Source organism: Escherichia sp. WS3063, assembly GCF_046486595.1.
Taxonomy (GTDB): domain Bacteria; phylum Pseudomonadota; class Gammaproteobacteria; order Enterobacterales; family Enterobacteriaceae; genus Escherichia; species Escherichia coli.
Window position 1 is genome coordinate 220725 of record NZ_JBJQKY010000007.1, and the last position, 16354, is coordinate 237078.

Consider the following 16354-nt stretch of genomic DNA (forward strand, 5'->3'; position numbering starts at 1 on the left):
AGCGCGGCGCATTATACACGGACGCTATGCTTTACTCTATTCCAGTTGCTGGAGTTCACCGCGCGGGGTTACTCGCCAACGATGCTGACAGAAATAAAGCAGCGGGTTGTCCTGATTACTGTCGCTATAGCCACTGTACAGCCGCAGCGGCGTGCCGATTTTGCGCTCCAGTTGCGCGACCTTCTCATGCCCGAGGCAACGCATCGTCAATACCCAACCACCATAGCCACGCTGAATCTGACTGGCGATAAGATTAACCCGCGGCAGCCAGGGCGTATCGAAATAAACCGCTTCAACCAGCGGCTGCGGAGAGCCGGTAATCAACCAGATATCAGCATCGGAACTTAACAGGTAGGTGGTTAATCGCTCCTGAACCAGCGGAAAGGCGGTAACATTGTCACGAAACCAGCGTACGAAATCGGCCTGCAACGCCTGTAAACGTGCTTCATTGTGACCAAAAGTGCATCCCCACAGAAGCAGACTCATCGGCCAGCGTGCCGCACGACCTTTTATCAATAACGCAATGGCTATGATCGGCAACAACGGCAGAACAAGTAACGCATTCAGCGGTTGGCGACGCAGTAAATAACGTAAAAAACTACCGAACATATCCTGCTGATGCAATGTTCCATCTAAGTCAAAAAACACCACACGACGCTCGTGAGTTGCCAAACCATACTCCTCTGGACTGAAACATCCTGATTAATTTTCGCTACTACATAGCCTAACAGATAGATCATCACTTTTCCGGCAACAATCGACCGCATCATGGCTAACTGGAATTTTTAATTCATGGCAATTAGCGGCAATGGAATATAAAATTCACTCGCGTGTGTCTCATATTGCCTGTTGTCGCCACTATTTCATCGCGAGGAAAGATATGAACGGCTTACTTCGTATCCGTCAGCGTTACCAGGGGCTTGCCCAGAGTGATAAAAAACTGGCGGATTATCTGCTGCTACAACCTGATACGGCGCGCCATTTAAGCTCTCAGCAACTGGCCAACGAAGCCGGAGTCAGTCAGTCCAGCGTCGTGAAGTTCGCGCAAAAACTCGGCTATAAAGGTTTTCCGGCACTAAAGTTGGCGTTGAGTGAAGCGCTGGCAAGCCAGCCGGAATCTCCCTCCGTGCCCATTCATAACCAAATCCGCGGTGATGATCCGTTACGGCTGGTCGGCGAAAAACTGATTAAAGAAAATACTGCCGCAATGTACGCAACGTTAAACGTTAATAGTGAAGAGAAACTGCATGAATGCGTAGCAATGTTGCGCTCTGCGCGGCGGATAATTCTGACCGGTATTGGCGCTTCGGGTCTGGTGGCGCAAAACTTTGCCTGGAAGCTGATGAAGATTGGCTTCAATGCTGCCGCAGTGCGCGATATGCATGCGCTACTCGCTACAGTACAGGCGTCGTCCCCTGACGATCTGTTATTAGCCATTTCCTACACCGGTGTACGGCGCGAGTTAAACCTGGCGGCAGATGAGATGCTGCGAGTGGGCGGAAAAGTGCTGGCGATTACCGGCTTTACTCCCAATGCCCTGCAACAGCGTGCTTCTCATTGCCTGTATACCATTGCCGAAGAACAAGCGACAAACAGTGCTTCAATCTCTGCTTGTCACGCGCAGGGAATGTTAACGGATTTGCTGTTCATTGCGCTGATTCAGCAGGATCTGGAACTGGCACCAGAACGTATTCGTCATAGCGAAGCGCTGGTGAAAAAACTGGTCTGAGTAAAGAATGCGCGTATAATGCCCGCCCGGTTTGTGTTGTTTTGAGAGTTTCCTTATGGCGCTGTTAATCACTAAAAAATGCATCAATTGTGATATGTGTGAACCCGAATGCCCGAATGAGGCGATTTCGATGGGTGAACATATCTACGAGATTAACAGCGATAAGTGTACCGAATGCGTAGGTCACTACGAGACGCCCACCTGCCAGAAGGTGTGCCCGATCCCCAATACCATTGTGAAAGATCCGGCGCATGTCGAGACAGAAGAGCAGTTGTGGGATAAATTTGTGCTGATGCACCACGCGGATAAGATTTAATATTTTGATCTATGAGCAGGATATTACTTATTTGCTCGTATAAAAGCGAAAGTTATATATTAATTTCCATGATATCATTAATGAATATATTCATTAAATGAATTCCGATAATATATACGCCGACACTTACGTTTAATTATTAAAGGCGCGCCTGGCTGGTTAACCTGACGCGCCTTAAGTACGTTTCCTTATGTTATAAGAACAGAAGGATCAGCTGTAAAACAGCAATGATGATTTTGATGACCCGTTTAATCAGGTATCGGCAATCAGTCATTCGTTTTTCCTTAAACAAGGAATGCAGCCGTTCAGATTAGTCCTTACATCACCCCAAAACTGAACGTGCGAGTTATTGGAATCGAGTGCTGCACTCCACACCAGAGCTTTGACGACACCACTCGTTTCAATGGGGGAATTCAGTGGCATGGTGTAAAGCACAGCAAAATTGCCAATAACGAAACCGATTTTAATGTACTTATCAAAAAGCGGTCACGTTAATCTTTTCATCAATGTCGATTTCTTCGTAAAGGCTCGCGTTTTTTATGTCAGAGATTGCAAGTTGCTTGTACAGGTCAACTAAATTGATCCATAATCATTTTCGTTGGAATCGTGTGCTGCACAAAATTAAAGTTAAAAAGTAAAACCCCCGTTCCTTACCAGTTCGGGGGTTTTACTTTATAAAGAGAACGGTATTTTTTTAACTTTCAATAATTACCGTGGCACAAGCATAGTGGCGCTCATCGGCAAGCGTTACATGCATATTTACAACGCCGAGCTTTTCCGCCAGTTTTAATGCCTCACCCCATAGACGTAGCCGTGGTTTGCCGAGCTCATCGTTGAATACTTCAAACTGATTAAACGCCAGACCATTGCGGATCCCTGTGCCAAACGCTTTTGCCGCCGCTTCTTTCACAGCAAAACGCTTCGCCAGAAAACGCACTGGCTGGTGGTGCGTTTTCCAGATTTCCCATTCGTTATCGCTTAATACGCGGCGTGCCAGGCGCTCACCGGATCGGGCGATCACCGATTCAATGCGAGCGATCTCCACAATATCCGTACCTAAACCTAATATTGCCATTAGCCACGCGCTTCCAGCATCAAACGCTTCATTTCTGCCACCGCATCTTTCAGTCCGGTCATCACTGCACGACCAATAATGGCATGACCGATATTCAGTTCATGCATCTCAGGGATGGCGGCAATGGCTTTCACGTTGTGATAGGTCAGACCGTGACCAGCGTTAACTTTCAGACCGAGACTAGCGGCAAAGGTCGCGGCTTTGGCGATACGCGCCAGCTCTTGCGCCTGTTCGGCGTCAGTTTTGGCATCAGCATAGCAACCTGTGTGGATCTCGATAAACGGTGCGCCAACCTCTGCCGCAGCTTTGATCTGCTCTTCATCGGCGTCGATAAACAGAGAAACCTGGATCCCGGCCTCCGCCAGACGTTTACAGGCATCGCGCATTTTGTCACGCTGCCCTGCGACGTCCAGGCCGCCTTCGGTTGTTACTTCCTGACGCTTTTCCGGTACCAGACAGCAAAAATGTGGCTTCGTCTCAACGGCGATCGCCAGCATCTCTTCGGTCACCGCCATCTCCAGATTCATGCGGGTATCCAGCGTCTGACGCAGGATGCGCACATCGCGGTCGGTAATGTGGCGGCGATCTTCACGTAAATGCACGGTAATGCCGTCTGCTCCCGCCTGCTCGGCAATAAACGCCGCCTGCACCGGATCCGGGTAAGCAGTACCGCGTGCGTTACGCAGCGTTGCAATATGGTCAATGTTGACGCCTAACAGTAATTCAGCCATGACAATCCTCATCATTCATAATGTGTTTTCACCGTTCGCTTAGGCATAAACTGCCGGAACAGTTCCCTGCTCTTTAATGGTTTACCGCCAAGATACGGCTTAAGCGCCATGCGGGTAAAGCGTTTCGCGGCGCGCAGTGTGTCTGCGTCAGGAAATTCCCGCGCGTTTAACGCTTTTAACTGCCTTCCGGTGAACGTTTTATTGTCGATAACGACGCTTGCGATAAACCCTTTTTCTTCGCGATAACGATACGTCATGGTGTCATCTACCGGCTCGCCGCTACCCGCACAATGGGTAAAATTGACGCCATAGCCCAGATGCCCGAGCAGTGCCAGTTCAAAGCGGCGCAGCGCGGGTTCTGGCGTACCAGTGGCACCTGCAAGTGACTGAATGCAGTGCAAGTAATCGAAAAAGAGTTCAGAGAAGCGCGTCTCGTATTCCAGTACGCGGGAGAGAAGTTCGTTGATGTACAGACCGCTGTAAAGCGTGATACCGCTTAATGGCAGCGCCAGCGAGACGGCTTCAGCACTGCGCAGCGTTTTTACTTCGCCACGCCCGCCGAAACGTAGCAAGAGAGGGGTGAAAGGCTGTAATGCACCTTTCAGAGTAGAGCGTTTAGAGCGTGCGCCTTTGGCAACCAGACGCACGCGACCCGATTCCTCCGTGAAGACGTCCAGCATCAAGCTGGTTTCGCTCCACGGGCGACTATGCAGGACAAATGCGCGCTGCCAGCCTTCCATCGGAGTTACTCTTAAAGATCGTCAACGTAACCGAGACTGCGCAGTGCGCGTTCGTCGTCGGCCCAACCGGATTTCACTTTTACCCACAGCTCAAGGTGAACAGGCGCTTCGAACATTTCCTGCATGTCTTTACGCGCTTCAATCCCGATGGTTTTGATCTTGGCCCCTTTGTTGCCAATAACCATCTTCTTCTGCCCTTCACGCTCAACGAGAATCAAACCGTTGATGTCATAACCGCCGCGTTCGTTAGAGACGAAACGTTCGATCTCCACGGTCACGGAGTACGGCAGTTCAGCGCCGAGGAAACGCATCAGTTTTTCGCGGATGATTTCAGACGCCATAAAACGCTGTGAGCGATCGGTGATGTAATCTTCCGGGAAGTGATGAGTCGCTTCAGGCAGATGCTTACGCACAATTGCCGCAATAGTATCAACATTCAACCCGGTTTCGGCAGAGATCGGCACGATATCGAGGAAGTTCATCTGGCTTGCCAGGAACTGTAAGTGTGGCAGCAGATCGGCTTTTTCCTGCACGTTATCCACTTTGTTCACCGCGAGGATTACCGGCGCTTTGCCATCGCGCAGTTTGTTGAGCACCATTTCATCGTCCGGCGTCCAGCGGGTGCCTTCTACGACAAAAATCACCAGCTCAACGTCGCCGATAGAGCTGCTCGCCGCTTTGTTCATCAGGCGGTTAATGGCGCGTTTTTCTTCCATATGCAGGCCAGGGGTATCAACGTAGATCGCCTGATACGCGCCTTCAGTATGGATCCCCACAATGCGGTGACGAGTTGTTTGCGCCTTGCGGGAGGTGATGGAGATCTTCTGCCCCAGCAGTTTATTCAACAATGTGGATTTGCCAACGTTCGGACGTCCGACGATAGCAATAAATCCGCAGTAACTTTTATCGATGCTCATTCCAGCTCCAGTTTTTTCAACGCCTGTTCGGCGGCAGCCTGCTCAGCCTTACGACGGCTTGAACCTGTGCCAACCACCGGTTCACTCAGGCCGCTGACCTGGCAGTGGATAGTAAATTCCTGATCGTGCGCTTCGCCACGTACCTGGACTACCAGATAAGTCGGCAGCGGCAGATGGCGACCCTGCAAATATTCTTGCAAGCGCGTTTTCGGATCTTTTTGTTTATCGCCTGGGCTAATTTCGTCCAGACGGGTTTGATACCAGTTGAGGATTAATTTCTCGACGGTTTGAATATCACTGTCGAGGAATACGCCACCAATTAATGCTTCGACGGTGTCGGCGAGAATTGACTCACGACGAAATCCACCGCTTTTAAGTTCACCTGGCCCTAAACGTAAGCACTCGCCTAACTCAAATTCGCGCGCCAGTTCCGCCAGCGTATTGCCACGGACCAGCGTGGCGCGCATCCGGCTCATATCGCCTTCATCCACACGAGGGAAACGGTGATAAAGCGCATTGGCGATAACGTAGCTCAGAATAGAGTCGCCTAAAAATTCTAAACGCTCGTTATGTTTGCTGCTGGCACTACGATGGGTTAATGCCTGCTGCAACAGTTCCTGATGATTAAAAGTGTAGCCCAGCTTCCGTTGAAGCCGATTAATTACGATGGGGTTCATGCGATACCAATAAATAAATGCGTCAACAATTCAGCACACGAAACAGACCTGATATACATGGTTCTGCTAACTGCTTCGCTGCAGTTTCAGTTTACCGGTATATGGGGACCAACGCTGTTTCGTGTGCCGTGGCAACCTGGAGGTGCCAACCTTAAACTTCGGGGGAATATTCTATACACAACGACGGGGGATGTCGTTAGCCACGGGAGATTTATCTCATAAATAATTCACGTTGTCGCCATAACGGCGACAACGTGAACGAAGATGGGCTATTAATGGATGCCGCCAATGCGGCTTAAGCGCACACCTGTCGGCCATTCGCCTTCTTGCTTATCGAAGCTCATCCAGATAGCCGTTGCCCGACCGACCAGATTCGCTTCCGGCACAAAGCCCCAGTAACGGCTGTCCGCGCTGTTGTCGCGGTTGTCACCCATCATGAAGTATTGTCCCGGCGGAACAATCCAGGTTGCCAGTTGTTGCCCTGGCTGCTGGTAATACATCCCCACCTGGTCCTGCGCAATCGGCACTGTCAGAATGCGGTGCGTCACATCACCCAGTGTCTCTTTACGCTCGGAAAGACGAATTCCATTTTCTTTGGTTTCGTTTTTCGGCACTTCAAAGAATCCGCTGGTCGCTTCCCCACCATTACGGCGTGAGAAGGTCTGAACGAAATCGCTCGGTTCCACGTTGGAGTAGGTGACCGGCAGCGCGTTTTCACATGCCTGGCCGGAACTGCATCCCGGTTGAATCGTCAGCTCTTTCGAGATCGGATCATAAGTGACTTTATCGCCCGGTAAACCCACCGCGCGCTTGATGTAATCAAGCTTTGGATCTTCCGGATATTTAAAGACCACGATATCGCCGCGTTTCGGATGACCGGTTTCGATCAGCGTTTTCTGGTAGATAGGATCTTTAATGCCATAAGCAAACTTCTCTACCAGAATAAAATCACCGATTAACAGAGTCGGCATCATCGAACCTGACGGGATCTGGAACGGTTCATAAATAAACGAACGCACAATCAATACGATAGCCAGTACCGGAAAAACAGAAGCACCGGTTTCCAGCCAGCCAGGCTTCGGCGCAACCTTTTTCAACGTTGCTTTATCCAGTGAGTCACCGGCAGCCGCCTGCGCCGCTGCCTGACGTTCCCGCCGTTTAGGTGCGAAAAAGAATTTATCCACGCACCATAAAATGCCCGTCACTAGTGTGGCAATCACCAGAATCAGGGCAAACATATTCGCCATGCCAACTCCTAAGGGTTATTTGTTGTCTTTGCCGACGTGCAGAATGGCGAGGAACGCTTCCTGCGGCAGCTCGACGTTACCGATCTGCTTCATGCGTTTCTTACCTTCTTTCTGCTTCTGCAGCAGCTTTTTCTTACGGCTGATATCGCCGCCATAACATTTAGCCAGTACGTTTTTACGCAGCTGTTTCACGGTGGATCGCGCAATAATGTGCGTACCAATCGCTGCCTGAATGGCGATATCAAACTGCTGGCGTGGGATCAGATCTTTCATCTTCTCCACCAGCTCGCGACCGCGGTTTTGCGAATTATCACGGTGGGTGATCAACGCCAGCGCATCAACACGTTCACCGTTGATTAATACGTCTACACGTACCATGTCGGACGCCTGGAAGCGTTTGAAGTTGTAATCCAGAGACGCATAACCACGCGAGGTAGATTTCAGGCGATCGAAGAAGTCGAGCACCACTTCCGCCATCGGGATCTCGTACGTCAGCGCCACCTGATTACCGTGGTAAACCATATTGGTCTGCACGCCGCGTTTTTCTACGCACAGCGTAATAACGTTGCCGAGATATGCCTGCGGCAGCAGCATGTGACACTCTGCAATCGGCTCGCGCAGTTCGTAAATGTTATTTACCGCAGGCAGCTTGGATGGGCTGTCAACGTAGATAACTTCTCTTGACGTGGTTTCAACTTCATACACTACGGTCGGCGCAGTGGTAATCAGATCCAGATCGTATTCACGTTCCAGACGTTCCTGGATGATCTCCATGTGCAGCAGGCCGAGGAAGCCGCAGCGGAAACCAAAGCCCAGCGCGCTGGAGCTTTCCGGCTCATAGAACAGTGAAGCATCGTTCAGGCTGAGTTTGCCCAGCGCGTCACGGAAGGCTTCATAGTCGTCGGAACTTACCGGGAACAGACCGGCGTATACCTGCGGTTTGACTTTCTTAAAGCCAGGCAGCGCCTTTTCTGCCGGATTACGCGCCAACGTTAAGGTATCGCCTACTGGAGCGCCGTGGATATCTTTAATAGCACATACCAGCCAGCCTACTTCGCCACATTTCAGTTCAGTGCGGTCAACCTGCTTCGGCGTGAAGATGCCCAGACGGTCGGCGTTATAGGTCTGCCCGGTACTCATGACTTTCACTTTATCGCCCTTACGAAGGGTGCCGTTTTTAATACGGATAAGTGAAACAACGCCCAGGTAGTTGTCGAACCAGGAGTCGATAATGAGTGCCTGCAACGGGCCTTCCGGATCGCCTTCCGGCGGCGGAATGTCGCGCACCAGACGTTCGAGAACGTCCTGCACGCCAACGCCGGTTTTCGCTGAACAGCGCACCGCGTCGGTGGCGTCGATGCCGACGATATCTTCAATTTCTTCCGCCACGCGTTCAGGATCGGCTGCCGGCAGGTCAATCTTGTTCAGTACCGGCACCACTTCGAGATCCATTTCCATGGCGGTGTAGCAGTTTGCCAGGGTTTGCGCTTCTACGCCCTGCCCGGCGTCGACCACCAGCAATGCACCTTCACAGGCAGCCAGCGAACGAGAAACTTCATAGGAGAAGTCTACGTGGCCCGGGGTGTCGATAAAGTTAAGCTGATAGGTTTCGCCGTCAGACGCTTTGTAGTCCAGCGTCACGCTTTGCGCTTTGATGGTAATGCCACGCTCACGCTCAAGATCCATGGAATCGAGAACCTGCGCCTCCATTTCACGGTCAGACAGGCCACCGCAGATCTGGATAATACGGTCAGACAGCGTCGATTTACCGTGGTCAATGTGAGCTATGATCGAAAAGTTACGTATATTCTTCATAAAGTATGATTATTGTGCCTTAATGCCCGGTTAACCAGGCTTTTAGAAGTCGCTGTTCTGAGCTTAACGTCTGTATTAATAGAAACGCCGCATTCTACACTACAACATTGAGGCGAGGAAATGTTCATACCGTATGGATTGTGGTATCTGGAAACGTCCTCGCATTTGTTATGCAAAATGCAACAAAGCCAGTGAAATCACTGGCTCGCGTCTTCCGAAGATGTTTCAAATCGCACAAGGCCAGGCGGCAATGCCACGCTTAAGATGATCGGTTGCCATTCAGACCGGGCAGCAAACTTTCGAGAGCAGCCACGTGCAATCAGGAATCCACCAACGCCACCGAGAATCGCACCGCATAATGCTGCAATATCTGAAGCAAAGAGTAGCTGAAATAGTGAAGCGATGAGGAATAGTCCCACCAACGGCGACATATAAACCAGTAATGCGGAGCTAAGCAGGCTGCCTTCGGCGATTCCTAATTCTACTTTTTGCCCCGGCACTAACGGTTCATCACAGGGTACGACAATGGTATGCGTGGTTTGCGGGCCAAGTTTATTCAACACGCGGCTACCGCAACCGGCGCGTGAAGCGCAGCTGCTGCATGAGGCTTTAACATCACAACTAACCAGCGCCTGCCCGTTTTCCCAGGAGACGACGGTAGCCCACTCTTTGATCATTGCGCTGCCCCGAACTTAATATTCTCGGCAATGCGTTTCGCCGTTTGCGGCGGCAGTTCACCGACAATGGTGATTTCGGCGTTATCACGTACGCTTGTACTGACGGTTCTGCGTCCGGTGCGCAACATCTGATCGGTGCTCGATGGCGTAGCGCGGTTAACGTTTACCGAGAAGCTGAATAATCCGTCGGAATAGAGACGTGATTCAATAGGCATGTTGTCCATCGTCGGTAGCGGACGTCGACTACTGGAAACTTCGCTAAAACCCTGTGGCAACCAGGTTGGAGTCCAGTTGAATTTGGCTTTTTCACCTACAGGAACAGAAAGCAACGGCGGCAAATTTGCCTTCGCCAGCGTCTGCATACTGCTGCTGATATCCTGATTGACATTAAAAGCAATCACGCGAAATTGTTCCAGCGTTTCACCATCGCGATCAAGGAGATCAACCCTCATCGGTAATTTCGATTCGGTGTCCATCCACACGATGTAGCTGTAGCGTGTACCATCTCGGGCAACCACGCGAATAACTTCGCAAAGACGATCAGCAATACGCGTGCGCCCGACGGAGATAAAGTCGTAGTAAGGAGAAAGGCGTTTGAAATCGGTATAGATGAGCGATGGCAGAGAATCAACAATGTAATCGCCATTAAGCGTGAACGGTTCAAGTCCCGGTTCAAAATAGCTGATCTCATTGCCGCGCTGTACCACTTCCCGGCGCGGGCCATCCATTTGCAACAATTGTGCAAGAGGACGGTTATCGAGGCGTGCATGTCGATAACGCAGAGACTCAACACCCTGTTTATTGATGCTGATGAATGACAGCTCGTAATTCAGTGACTGACTGGCCAGGTTCATCTGCTGTAATAACGCCCCGGACGCGGGAGTGGCCGAGGCGTTAGCAGAGAATAACAGGCTACCTGTCACTAATGACATGGCAAACCAAAGTTGCTTCATTACTGCGATTGCGTTCCTAAAGTTTGAATTCCTGGCACCTGTACAGCGGCTTGCTGGGTTTGCGCCTGCTCAAACTGAAGCTGTTCAGAGTGGAGTCGGCGTTGCAGTTCGTAATCCTGCAACATTGCATTAATGCGACGACGCTGCTCCTGTACCTGCTGCTGTTGACCATTGTTTGCGGTCGCTTCAGAAGGTACTCCCAGGCTTACCGGGCTGGCTTTACCCATCATCGGCAGTGTATTAAATACCGGCGTTTCGGGCTGCTGGGACGTTTCAGATTGTCCATTATAGTGCTGGACACCAACGATAACTGCAAGCGATACGCATGCGGCTACGCCCATTTGGGTAAGCTGTGCCGCCCACGGACGTACTTTCTGCCAGAATGGCATTTTCTGCCATTGATGCGGCGCAGGCTGGGCTTCCGGGATCAATGTCGCCGGTTGACGTACTGGCTCTTCTTCAATGGCGGCCATCACGCGTGAAGAGATATCGAAATGGAGCACCTCGGGAGTATCACCCCGCATTGAGTCACGGATTAAGTGATAGCTTTCCCAGGTTTTCTGCATTTCTGGGTTATGAGCCAGTTCGTTAAGCAGCTCACTATCCAGCGTTTCGCCATCCATTAAAGCGGAAAGTTGTTCTTTCTGCATGCCTAATACCCTTATCCAGTATCCCGCTATCGTCAACGCCTGATAAGCGGTTGAACTTTGTTATCAATAGCTTCCCTCGCTCGGAAGATACGTGAACGCACCGTACCTACCGGACAATCCATGATAGCGGCTATCTCTTCATAGCTCAGGCCATCCAGCTCCCGCAAGGTTATTGCCATGCGTAAATCTTCCGGGAGGGACTCAATAGTTCGGAAAACTATCTGTCTCAGTTCTTCTGACAACATTAAGTTCTCAGGGTTCGAAATTTCTTTCAACGCGCCGCCACTTTCGAAGTTTTCAGCTTCAATGGCATCCACATCACTGGAAGGTGGACGACGCCCCTGAGCAACCAGGTAATTTTTCGCTGTATTTACAGCAATCCGATACAGCCATGTATAAAAAGCGCTATCTCCCCGGAACGAATCCAGCGCACGATAGGCTTTAATAAAAGCTTCTTGTACCACATCGGGAACATCACCCGACGGCACATAGCGGGAAACCAGACTCGCCACTTTATGCTGATAGCGCACTACCAGTAAGTTAAAGGCTTTCTGATCTCCCTTCTGGACCCGTTCAACCAGGACCTGGTCCGTTAACTGCTCGCTCATCCGAGGTAAAGTCTCCCCAAACCAAATTTCCACGCGCTATCGAAACGCCACTCCATTAGCTGCAATTTGAGCAAGCAAAGGGTTAGAGTGTCTCGTTTTTGTAAAGTTCCGTAACGCATCTGTTTTTGTTTGTCATGCTGTAGACGGATCATTATCTATCATTATAAGTCTACAGAATCTGAACATCGCATTATCTGTGTAGAAATGCCCATTTAACTGCCTGAAGAGTAACCCAACGGCCTTTTTATTTCACCACCTAATCCTCCACCAGCCAGTAACTTCTCTTTTTCTCGCCGCCCTGCGTTAGCGTGTTTAGCAACTGTAACAAATATTAAAATAGCAGGTGTTTATTCGCACAACATGATGCTATGCTGACCAAACCATGTTTAGTAAATTAAACAAAGAAAATGAATACTCTCCCTGAACATTCATGTGACGTGTTGATTATCGGTAGCGGCGCAGCTGGACTTTCACTGGCGCTACGCCTGGCTGACCAGCATCAGGTCATCGTTCTAAGTAAAGGCCCGGTAACGGAAGGTTCAACATTTTATGCCCAGGGCGGTATAGCCGCCGTGTTTGATGAGACTGACAGCATTGACTCGCATGTGGAAGACACATTGATTGCCGGGGCTGGTATTTGCGATCGCCATGCAGTTGAATTTGTCGCCAGCAATGCACGATCCTGTGTGCAATGGCTAATCGACCAGGGGGTGCTGTTTGATACCCACGTTCAGCCGAATGGCGAAGAAAGCTACCATCTGACTCGTGAAGGTGGACATAGTCACCGTCGTATTCTTCATGCCGCCGACGCCACCGGTAGAGAAGTAGAAACCACGCTGGTGGGCAAGGCGCAGAACCATCCGAATATTCGCGTGTTGGAGCGCAGCAACGCGGTTGATCTGATTGTTTCTGACAAAATTGGCCTGCCGGGCACGCGACGGGTTGTTGGCGCGTGGGTATGGAACCGAAATAAAGAAACGGTGGAAACCTGCCACGCAAAAGCAGTGGTACTGGCAACCGGCGGTGCGTCAAAAGTTTACCAGTACACTACCAATCCGGATATTTCTTCTGGCGATGGTATTGCTATGGCGTGGCGCGCGGGCTGCCGGGTCGCCAATCTCGAATTTAATCAGTTCCACCCTACCGCGCTGTATCACCCACAGGCACGCAATTTCCTGTTAACAGAAGCACTGCGCGGCGAAGGCGCTTATCTCAAGCGCCCGGATGGCACGCGTTTCATGCCTGATTTTGACGAACGCGGCGAACTGGCTCCGCGCGATATTGTCGCCCGTGCTATTGATCACGAAATGAAACGCCTCGGCGCAGATTGTATGTTCCTCGATATCAGCCATAAGCCCGCCGATTTTATTCGCCAGCATTTCCCGATGATTTATGAAAAGTTATTGGGACTGGGGATTGATCTCACGAAAGGCCCTGTGCCGATTGTGCCTGCTGCACACTATACTTGCGGTGGTGTAATGGTGGATGATCATGGGCGTACGGACGTCGAAGGTTTGTACGCCATTGGCGAAGTGAGTTATACCGGCTTACACGGCGCTAACCGCATGGCCTCGAATTCATTACTGGAGTGTCTGGTTTACGGCTGGTCAGCGGCGGAGGATATTACCAGGCGTATGCCTTATGCCCACGACGTCAGTACGTTACCGCCGTGGGATGAAAGCCGTGTTGAGAACCCTGACGAACGGGTGGTGATTCAACATAACTGGCACGAGCTACGTCTGTTTATGTGGGATTACGTTGGCATTGTGCGCACAACGAAGCGCCTGGAACGCGCCCTGCGGCGGATAACCATGCTCCAACAAGAAATAGACGAATATTACGCCCATTTCCGCGTCTCAAATAATTTGCTGGAGCTGCGTAATCTGGTACAGGTTGCCGAGTTGATTGTTCGCTGTGCGATGATGCGCAAGGAGAGTCGGGGGTTGCATTTCACGCTGGATTATCCGGAACTACTCACGCATTCCGGTCCATCGATCCTTTCCCCCGGCAATCATTACATAAACAGATAAAAAGCCTGGGTCAGCGCCGTATACGCTTCGGAATAGTTCTGGTCTGGCCCACGAATGACTAAGCGATCGCTAAAGCATTCTCCCGCCTGCGGGGAGAATGCCAGCAGCACCCGATGCGGCAGTCGCGCTTCGTTTTCCGCCACATCCGTCCGCAAACGTAAATGCCAGCCCATACTTAATGCCAGTTCAGTAAAACCATTACCAATCTGCTCTGGCAGCACCACGCAGAAAAATCCCTCTTCGGTAATGCACTCCGCAGCACAGGTCAGCAACGATGGGTGATCAAGCGTAGTGGTATAGCGAGCCTGTTCCCGTTGAGGTGTCGAGCACTCTACTCCCTGCTGATAGTAAGGTGGGTTACTGATGATTAAATCGAAGCGTACTGTCTGCTGTGTGATCCACTGCTGAATATCCGCCGTATGGACGTTAATCCGCTCTGCCCACGGGGACTGGTTGATATTTTCCTGCGCCTGCGCGGCAGCTTCACTTTCCAGTTCAACTGCATCAATCATTACGCTGTCATCGGTTCGCTGCGCCAGCATTAATGCCAGCAACCCGCTACCCGCGCCGATATCAAGGCAACGTTTTACCCCAGCCACCGGTGCCCATGCGCCCAGCAAAATGCCATCCGTTCCCACTTTCATCGCACAGCGATCGTGAGCAACAAAAAACTGTTTAAAAGTAAATCCATTACGACGAAACACGGATGTAGACTGTGACATGAAAATAAAACCTTGCAGGAAAAACGGCGATAGCACCGGGTGAGAACAATACCCGAGAAGCGATATCCATACAAACAGATGAAGATTGCAGCCGTAACGTCTATAATCAGCGCCCCACACAGAGGTAGAACATGACTGTAACGACTTTTTCCGAACTTGAACTCGACGAAAGCCTGCTGGAAGCCCTCCAGGATAAAGGTTTCACTCGCCCGACCGCCATTCAGGCTGCCGCCATTCCGCCTGCGCTCGATGGCCGTGATGTACTCGGTTCTGCGCCGACAGGCACCGGTAAAACGGCGGCGTATCTGCTGCCAGCGTTGCAGCACCTGCTCGATTTCCCACGTAAGAAATCCGGTCCGCCGCGTATTTTGATCCTCACCCCGACTCGCGAACTGGCGATGCAGGTGGCCGATCATGCCCGCGAACTGGCGAAACATACGCATCTGGATATTGCCACCATCACCGGCGGCGTGGCCTATATGAACCACGCAGAAGTGTTCAGCGAAAACCAGGACATTGTGGTCGCTACGACCGGACGTCTGCTGCAATACATAAAAGAAGAGAACTTCGATTGCCGCGCGGTTGAAACGCTGATCCTCGACGAAGCAGACCGTATGCTGGATATGGGCTTCGCCCAGGATATCGAACATATTGCTGGCGAAACGCGCTGGCGTAAACAGACCCTGCTCTTTTCAGCAACGCTGGAAGGTGATGCGATTCAGGATTTTGCCGAGCGTCTGCTGGAAGATCCGGTGGAGGTTTCTGCCAATCCGTCCACCCGTGAGCGCAAAAAAATTCATCAGTGGTATTACCGCGCCGATGATCTTGAGCATAAAACCGCGTTGCTGGTGCATCTGTTAAAACAGCCGGAAGCGACCCGCTCAATTGTGTTTGTGCGTAAGCGTGAGCGTGTGCATGAGCTGGCAAACTGGCTGCGCGAAGCGGGCATCAACAACTGCTATCTCGAAGGTGAGATGGTACAGGGCAAGCGTAACGAAGCGATCAAGCGTTTGACCGAAGGTCGCGTAAACGTACTGGTTGCCACCGACGTTGCTGCACGCGGTATCGACATTCCTGACGTCAGCCACGTCTTTAACTTCGATATGCCGCGCAGTGGCGATACTTATTTGCACCGTATCGGACGTACCGCGCGCGCCGGTCGTAAAGGCACCGCAATTTCGCTGGTAGAAGCCCATGACCATCTGCTGCTGGGCAAAGTTGGTCGCTATATTGAAGAGCCAATTAAAGCTCGTGTAATTGATGAGTTACGCCCGAAAACGCGTGCGCCAAGCGAGAAGCAGACCGGCAAGCCATCGAAGAAAGTACTGGCTAAACGCGCCGAGAAGAAAAAAGCTAAAGAGAAAGATAAGCCGCGGGTGAAAAAACGCCATCGCGACACCAAAAATATTGGTAAGCGCCGTAAACCGAGCGGAACGGGCGTGCCACCGCAAACGACAGAAGAGTAAT

Annotated in this window: 19 protein-coding genes; 4 read left to right on the forward strand and 15 right to left on the reverse strand. The window is 51.1% G+C overall.

Going from position 1 to position 16354, the window contains the following annotated elements; translation table 11 throughout:
- Nucleotides 1-36 precede the first annotated feature (36 nt).
- Nucleotides 37-672: a phosphatidylglycerophosphatase C gene (gene yfhb / locus ACJHYW_RS09945; RefSeq protein ID WP_000190644.1), complete on the reverse strand. Its 636-nt coding sequence runs from the start codon at nucleotides 670-672 to the stop codon at nucleotides 37-39.
- A gap of 208 nt (nucleotides 673-880) precedes the next feature.
- Here yfhb and ACJHYW_RS09950 point away from each other — a divergent pair, with 208 nt between their 5' ends.
- Together ACJHYW_RS09950 and yfhL are read left to right on the forward strand one after the other, a co-directional pair.
- On the forward strand, nucleotides 881-1729 hold the full coding sequence (locus tag ACJHYW_RS09950; protein WP_001296301.1) for a MurR/RpiR family transcriptional regulator: 849 nt from the start codon (nucleotides 881-883) through the stop codon (nucleotides 1727-1729).
- A gap of 55 nt (nucleotides 1730-1784) precedes the next feature.
- The gene (yfhL, locus tag ACJHYW_RS09955) at nucleotides 1785-2045 is read left to right on the forward strand and encodes a 4Fe-4S dicluster ferredoxin YfhL (protein ID WP_001196294.1); all 261 of its coding nucleotides are present in this window, start codon (nucleotides 1785-1787) and stop codon (nucleotides 2043-2045) included.
- A 193-nt stretch (nucleotides 2046-2238) separates the two neighbouring features.
- Here the strand turns inward: yfhL and shoB are convergent, their stop codons facing one another.
- The 13 genes from shoB to rseD all read right to left on the reverse strand — a co-directional run bounded on the left by shoB (nucleotide 2239) and on the right by rseD (nucleotide 12287).
- Nucleotides 2239-2319, reverse strand: a complete 81-nt coding sequence (gene shoB, locus ACJHYW_RS09960) for a type I toxin-antitoxin system toxin ShoB (protein WP_000128776.1) — start codon at nucleotides 2317-2319, stop codon at nucleotides 2239-2241.
- A gap of 420 nt (nucleotides 2320-2739) precedes the next feature.
- Nucleotides 2740-3120, reverse strand: a complete 381-nt coding sequence (acpS, locus tag ACJHYW_RS09965) for a holo-ACP synthase (RefSeq protein ID WP_000986048.1) — start codon at nucleotides 3118-3120, stop codon at nucleotides 2740-2742.
- Nucleotides 3120-3851 carry a pyridoxine 5'-phosphate synthase gene (gene pdxJ, locus ACJHYW_RS09970; protein WP_001309669.1) on the reverse strand — a complete coding sequence of 244 codons (732 nt, stop codon included), beginning with the start codon at nucleotides 3849-3851 and terminating at the stop codon, nucleotides 3120-3122. The genes acpS and pdxJ overlap by 1 nt, the downstream gene beginning before the upstream one ends.
- Nucleotides 3852-3862: 11 nt before the next feature.
- Nucleotides 3863-4591, reverse strand: a complete 729-nt coding sequence (gene recO / locus ACJHYW_RS09975) for a DNA repair protein RecO (RefSeq protein ID WP_000399393.1) — start codon at nucleotides 4589-4591, stop codon at nucleotides 3863-3865.
- Nucleotides 4592-4602: 11 nt separating this feature from the next.
- Nucleotides 4603-5508: a GTPase Era gene (gene era / locus ACJHYW_RS09980; RefSeq protein WP_000020737.1), complete on the reverse strand. Its 906-nt coding sequence runs from the start codon at nucleotides 5506-5508 to the stop codon at nucleotides 4603-4605.
- A complete protein-coding gene (rnc, locus tag ACJHYW_RS09985) occupies nucleotides 5505-6185 on the reverse strand; it encodes a ribonuclease III (protein ID WP_001068343.1) in 681 nt (226 codons plus the stop codon). The genes era and rnc overlap by 4 nt, the downstream gene beginning before the upstream one ends.
- A gap of 272 nt (nucleotides 6186-6457) precedes the next feature.
- Nucleotides 6458-7432, reverse strand: a complete 975-nt coding sequence (lepB, locus tag ACJHYW_RS09990) for a signal peptidase I (protein ID WP_000002529.1) — start codon at nucleotides 7430-7432, stop codon at nucleotides 6458-6460.
- A 15-nt stretch (nucleotides 7433-7447) separates the two neighbouring features.
- The gene (gene lepA / locus ACJHYW_RS09995) at nucleotides 7448-9247 is read right to left on the reverse strand and encodes a translation elongation factor 4 (protein ID WP_000790168.1); all 1800 of its coding nucleotides are present in this window, start codon (nucleotides 9245-9247) and stop codon (nucleotides 7448-7450) included.
- Between the two features lie 197 nt (nucleotides 9248-9444).
- Entirely contained in the window at nucleotides 9445-9924 is a 480-nt protein-coding gene (rseC, locus tag ACJHYW_RS10000) for a SoxR-reducing system protein RseC (RefSeq protein ID WP_000589054.1), read from the reverse strand.
- Complete coding sequence (rseB, locus tag ACJHYW_RS10005; RefSeq protein WP_000812044.1) at nucleotides 9921-10877, reverse strand: sigma-E factor regulatory protein RseB; 957 nt, start codon at nucleotides 10875-10877, stop codon at nucleotides 9921-9923. The genes rseC and rseB overlap by 4 nt, the downstream gene beginning before the upstream one ends.
- Nucleotides 10877-11527, reverse strand: coding sequence for an anti-sigma-E factor RseA (gene rseA / locus ACJHYW_RS10010; protein ID WP_001168459.1), 651 nt, complete (start codon nucleotides 11525-11527; stop codon nucleotides 10877-10879). Before rseA ends, rseB begins: the two co-directional genes overlap by 1 nt.
- Nucleotides 11528-11559: 32 nt before the next feature.
- Nucleotides 11560-12135 carry an RNA polymerase sigma factor RpoE gene (rpoE, locus tag ACJHYW_RS10015; protein ID WP_001295364.1) on the reverse strand — a complete coding sequence of 192 codons (576 nt, stop codon included), beginning with the start codon at nucleotides 12133-12135 and terminating at the stop codon, nucleotides 11560-11562.
- On the reverse strand, nucleotides 12132-12287 hold the full coding sequence (gene rseD, locus ACJHYW_RS10020; protein ID WP_001303621.1) for a rpoE leader peptide RseD: 156 nt from the start codon (nucleotides 12285-12287) through the stop codon (nucleotides 12132-12134). The genes rpoE and rseD overlap by 4 nt, the downstream gene beginning before the upstream one ends.
- A 255-nt stretch (nucleotides 12288-12542) precedes the next feature.
- Here rseD and nadB point away from each other — a divergent pair, with 255 nt between their 5' ends.
- Nucleotides 12543-14165 carry an L-aspartate oxidase gene (gene nadB / locus ACJHYW_RS10025; protein ID WP_001094494.1) on the forward strand — a complete coding sequence of 541 codons (1623 nt, stop codon included), beginning with the start codon at nucleotides 12543-12545 and terminating at the stop codon, nucleotides 14163-14165.
- On the opposite strand, the gene trmN is transcribed toward nadB, so the two are convergent.
- Nucleotides 14150-14887: a tRNA(1)(Val) (adenine(37)-N(6))-methyltransferase TrmN gene (trmN, locus tag ACJHYW_RS10030; RefSeq protein ID WP_001361604.1), complete on the reverse strand. Its 738-nt coding sequence runs from the start codon at nucleotides 14885-14887 to the stop codon at nucleotides 14150-14152. The two genes, nadB and trmN, sit on opposite strands and share 16 nt — an antisense overlap.
- Nucleotides 14888-15018: 131 nt before the next feature.
- Here trmN and srmB point away from each other — a divergent pair, with 131 nt between their 5' ends.
- Nucleotides 15019-16353: an ATP-dependent RNA helicase SrmB gene (gene srmB, locus ACJHYW_RS10035; protein WP_000219190.1), complete on the forward strand. Its 1335-nt coding sequence runs from the start codon at nucleotides 15019-15021 to the stop codon at nucleotides 16351-16353.
- Nucleotide 16354: the final 1 nt, after the last annotated feature.

What these genes read in the sequence shown, in the direction of transcription:
- rseB (WP_000812044.1), bottom strand. Translation starts at nt 10,877, where the DNA reads ATGAAGCAACTTTGGTTTGCCATGTCATTAGTGACAGGTAGCCTGTTA.
- shoB (WP_000128776.1), bottom strand. Translation starts at nt 2,319, where the DNA reads ATGACTGATTGCCGATACCTGATTAAACGGGTCATCAAAATCATCATT.
- rseC (WP_000589054.1), bottom strand. Translation starts at nt 9,924, where the DNA reads ATGATCAAAGAGTGGGCTACCGTCGTCTCCTGGGAAAACGGGCAGGCG.
- nadB (WP_001094494.1), top strand. Translation starts at nt 12,543, where the DNA reads ATGAATACTCTCCCTGAACATTCATGTGACGTGTTGATTATCGGTAGC.
- pdxJ (WP_001309669.1), bottom strand. Translation starts at nt 3,851, where the DNA reads ATGGCTGAATTACTGTTAGGCGTCAACATTGACCATATTGCAACGCTG.
- era (WP_000020737.1), bottom strand. Translation starts at nt 5,508, where the DNA reads ATGAGCATCGATAAAAGTTACTGCGGATTTATTGCTATCGTCGGACGT.
- rseD (WP_001303621.1), bottom strand. Translation starts at nt 12,287, where the DNA reads ATGATCCGTCTACAGCATGACAAACAAAAACAGATGCGTTACGGAACT.
- lepB (WP_000002529.1), bottom strand. Translation starts at nt 7,432, where the DNA reads ATGGCGAATATGTTTGCCCTGATTCTGGTGATTGCCACACTAGTGACG.
- recO (WP_000399393.1), bottom strand. Translation starts at nt 4,591, where the DNA reads ATGGAAGGCTGGCAGCGCGCATTTGTCCTGCATAGTCGCCCGTGGAGC.
- rnc (WP_001068343.1), bottom strand. Translation starts at nt 6,185, where the DNA reads ATGAACCCCATCGTAATTAATCGGCTTCAACGGAAGCTGGGCTACACT.
- lepA (WP_000790168.1), bottom strand. Translation starts at nt 9,247, where the DNA reads ATGAAGAATATACGTAACTTTTCGATCATAGCTCACATTGACCACGGT.
- srmB (WP_000219190.1), top strand. Translation starts at nt 15,019, where the DNA reads ATGACTGTAACGACTTTTTCCGAACTTGAACTCGACGAAAGCCTGCTG.
- trmN (WP_001361604.1), bottom strand. Translation starts at nt 14,887, where the DNA reads ATGTCACAGTCTACATCCGTGTTTCGTCGTAATGGATTTACTTTTAAA.
- yfhL (WP_001196294.1), top strand. Translation starts at nt 1,785, where the DNA reads ATGGCGCTGTTAATCACTAAAAAATGCATCAATTGTGATATGTGTGAA.
- rseA (WP_001168459.1), bottom strand. Translation starts at nt 11,527, where the DNA reads ATGCAGAAAGAACAACTTTCCGCTTTAATGGATGGCGAAACGCTGGAT.
- ACJHYW_RS09950 (WP_001296301.1), top strand. Translation starts at nt 881, where the DNA reads ATGAACGGCTTACTTCGTATCCGTCAGCGTTACCAGGGGCTTGCCCAG.
- acpS (WP_000986048.1), bottom strand. Translation starts at nt 3,120, where the DNA reads ATGGCAATATTAGGTTTAGGTACGGATATTGTGGAGATCGCTCGCATT.
- rpoE (WP_001295364.1), bottom strand. Translation starts at nt 12,135, where the DNA reads ATGAGCGAGCAGTTAACGGACCAGGTCCTGGTTGAACGGGTCCAGAAG.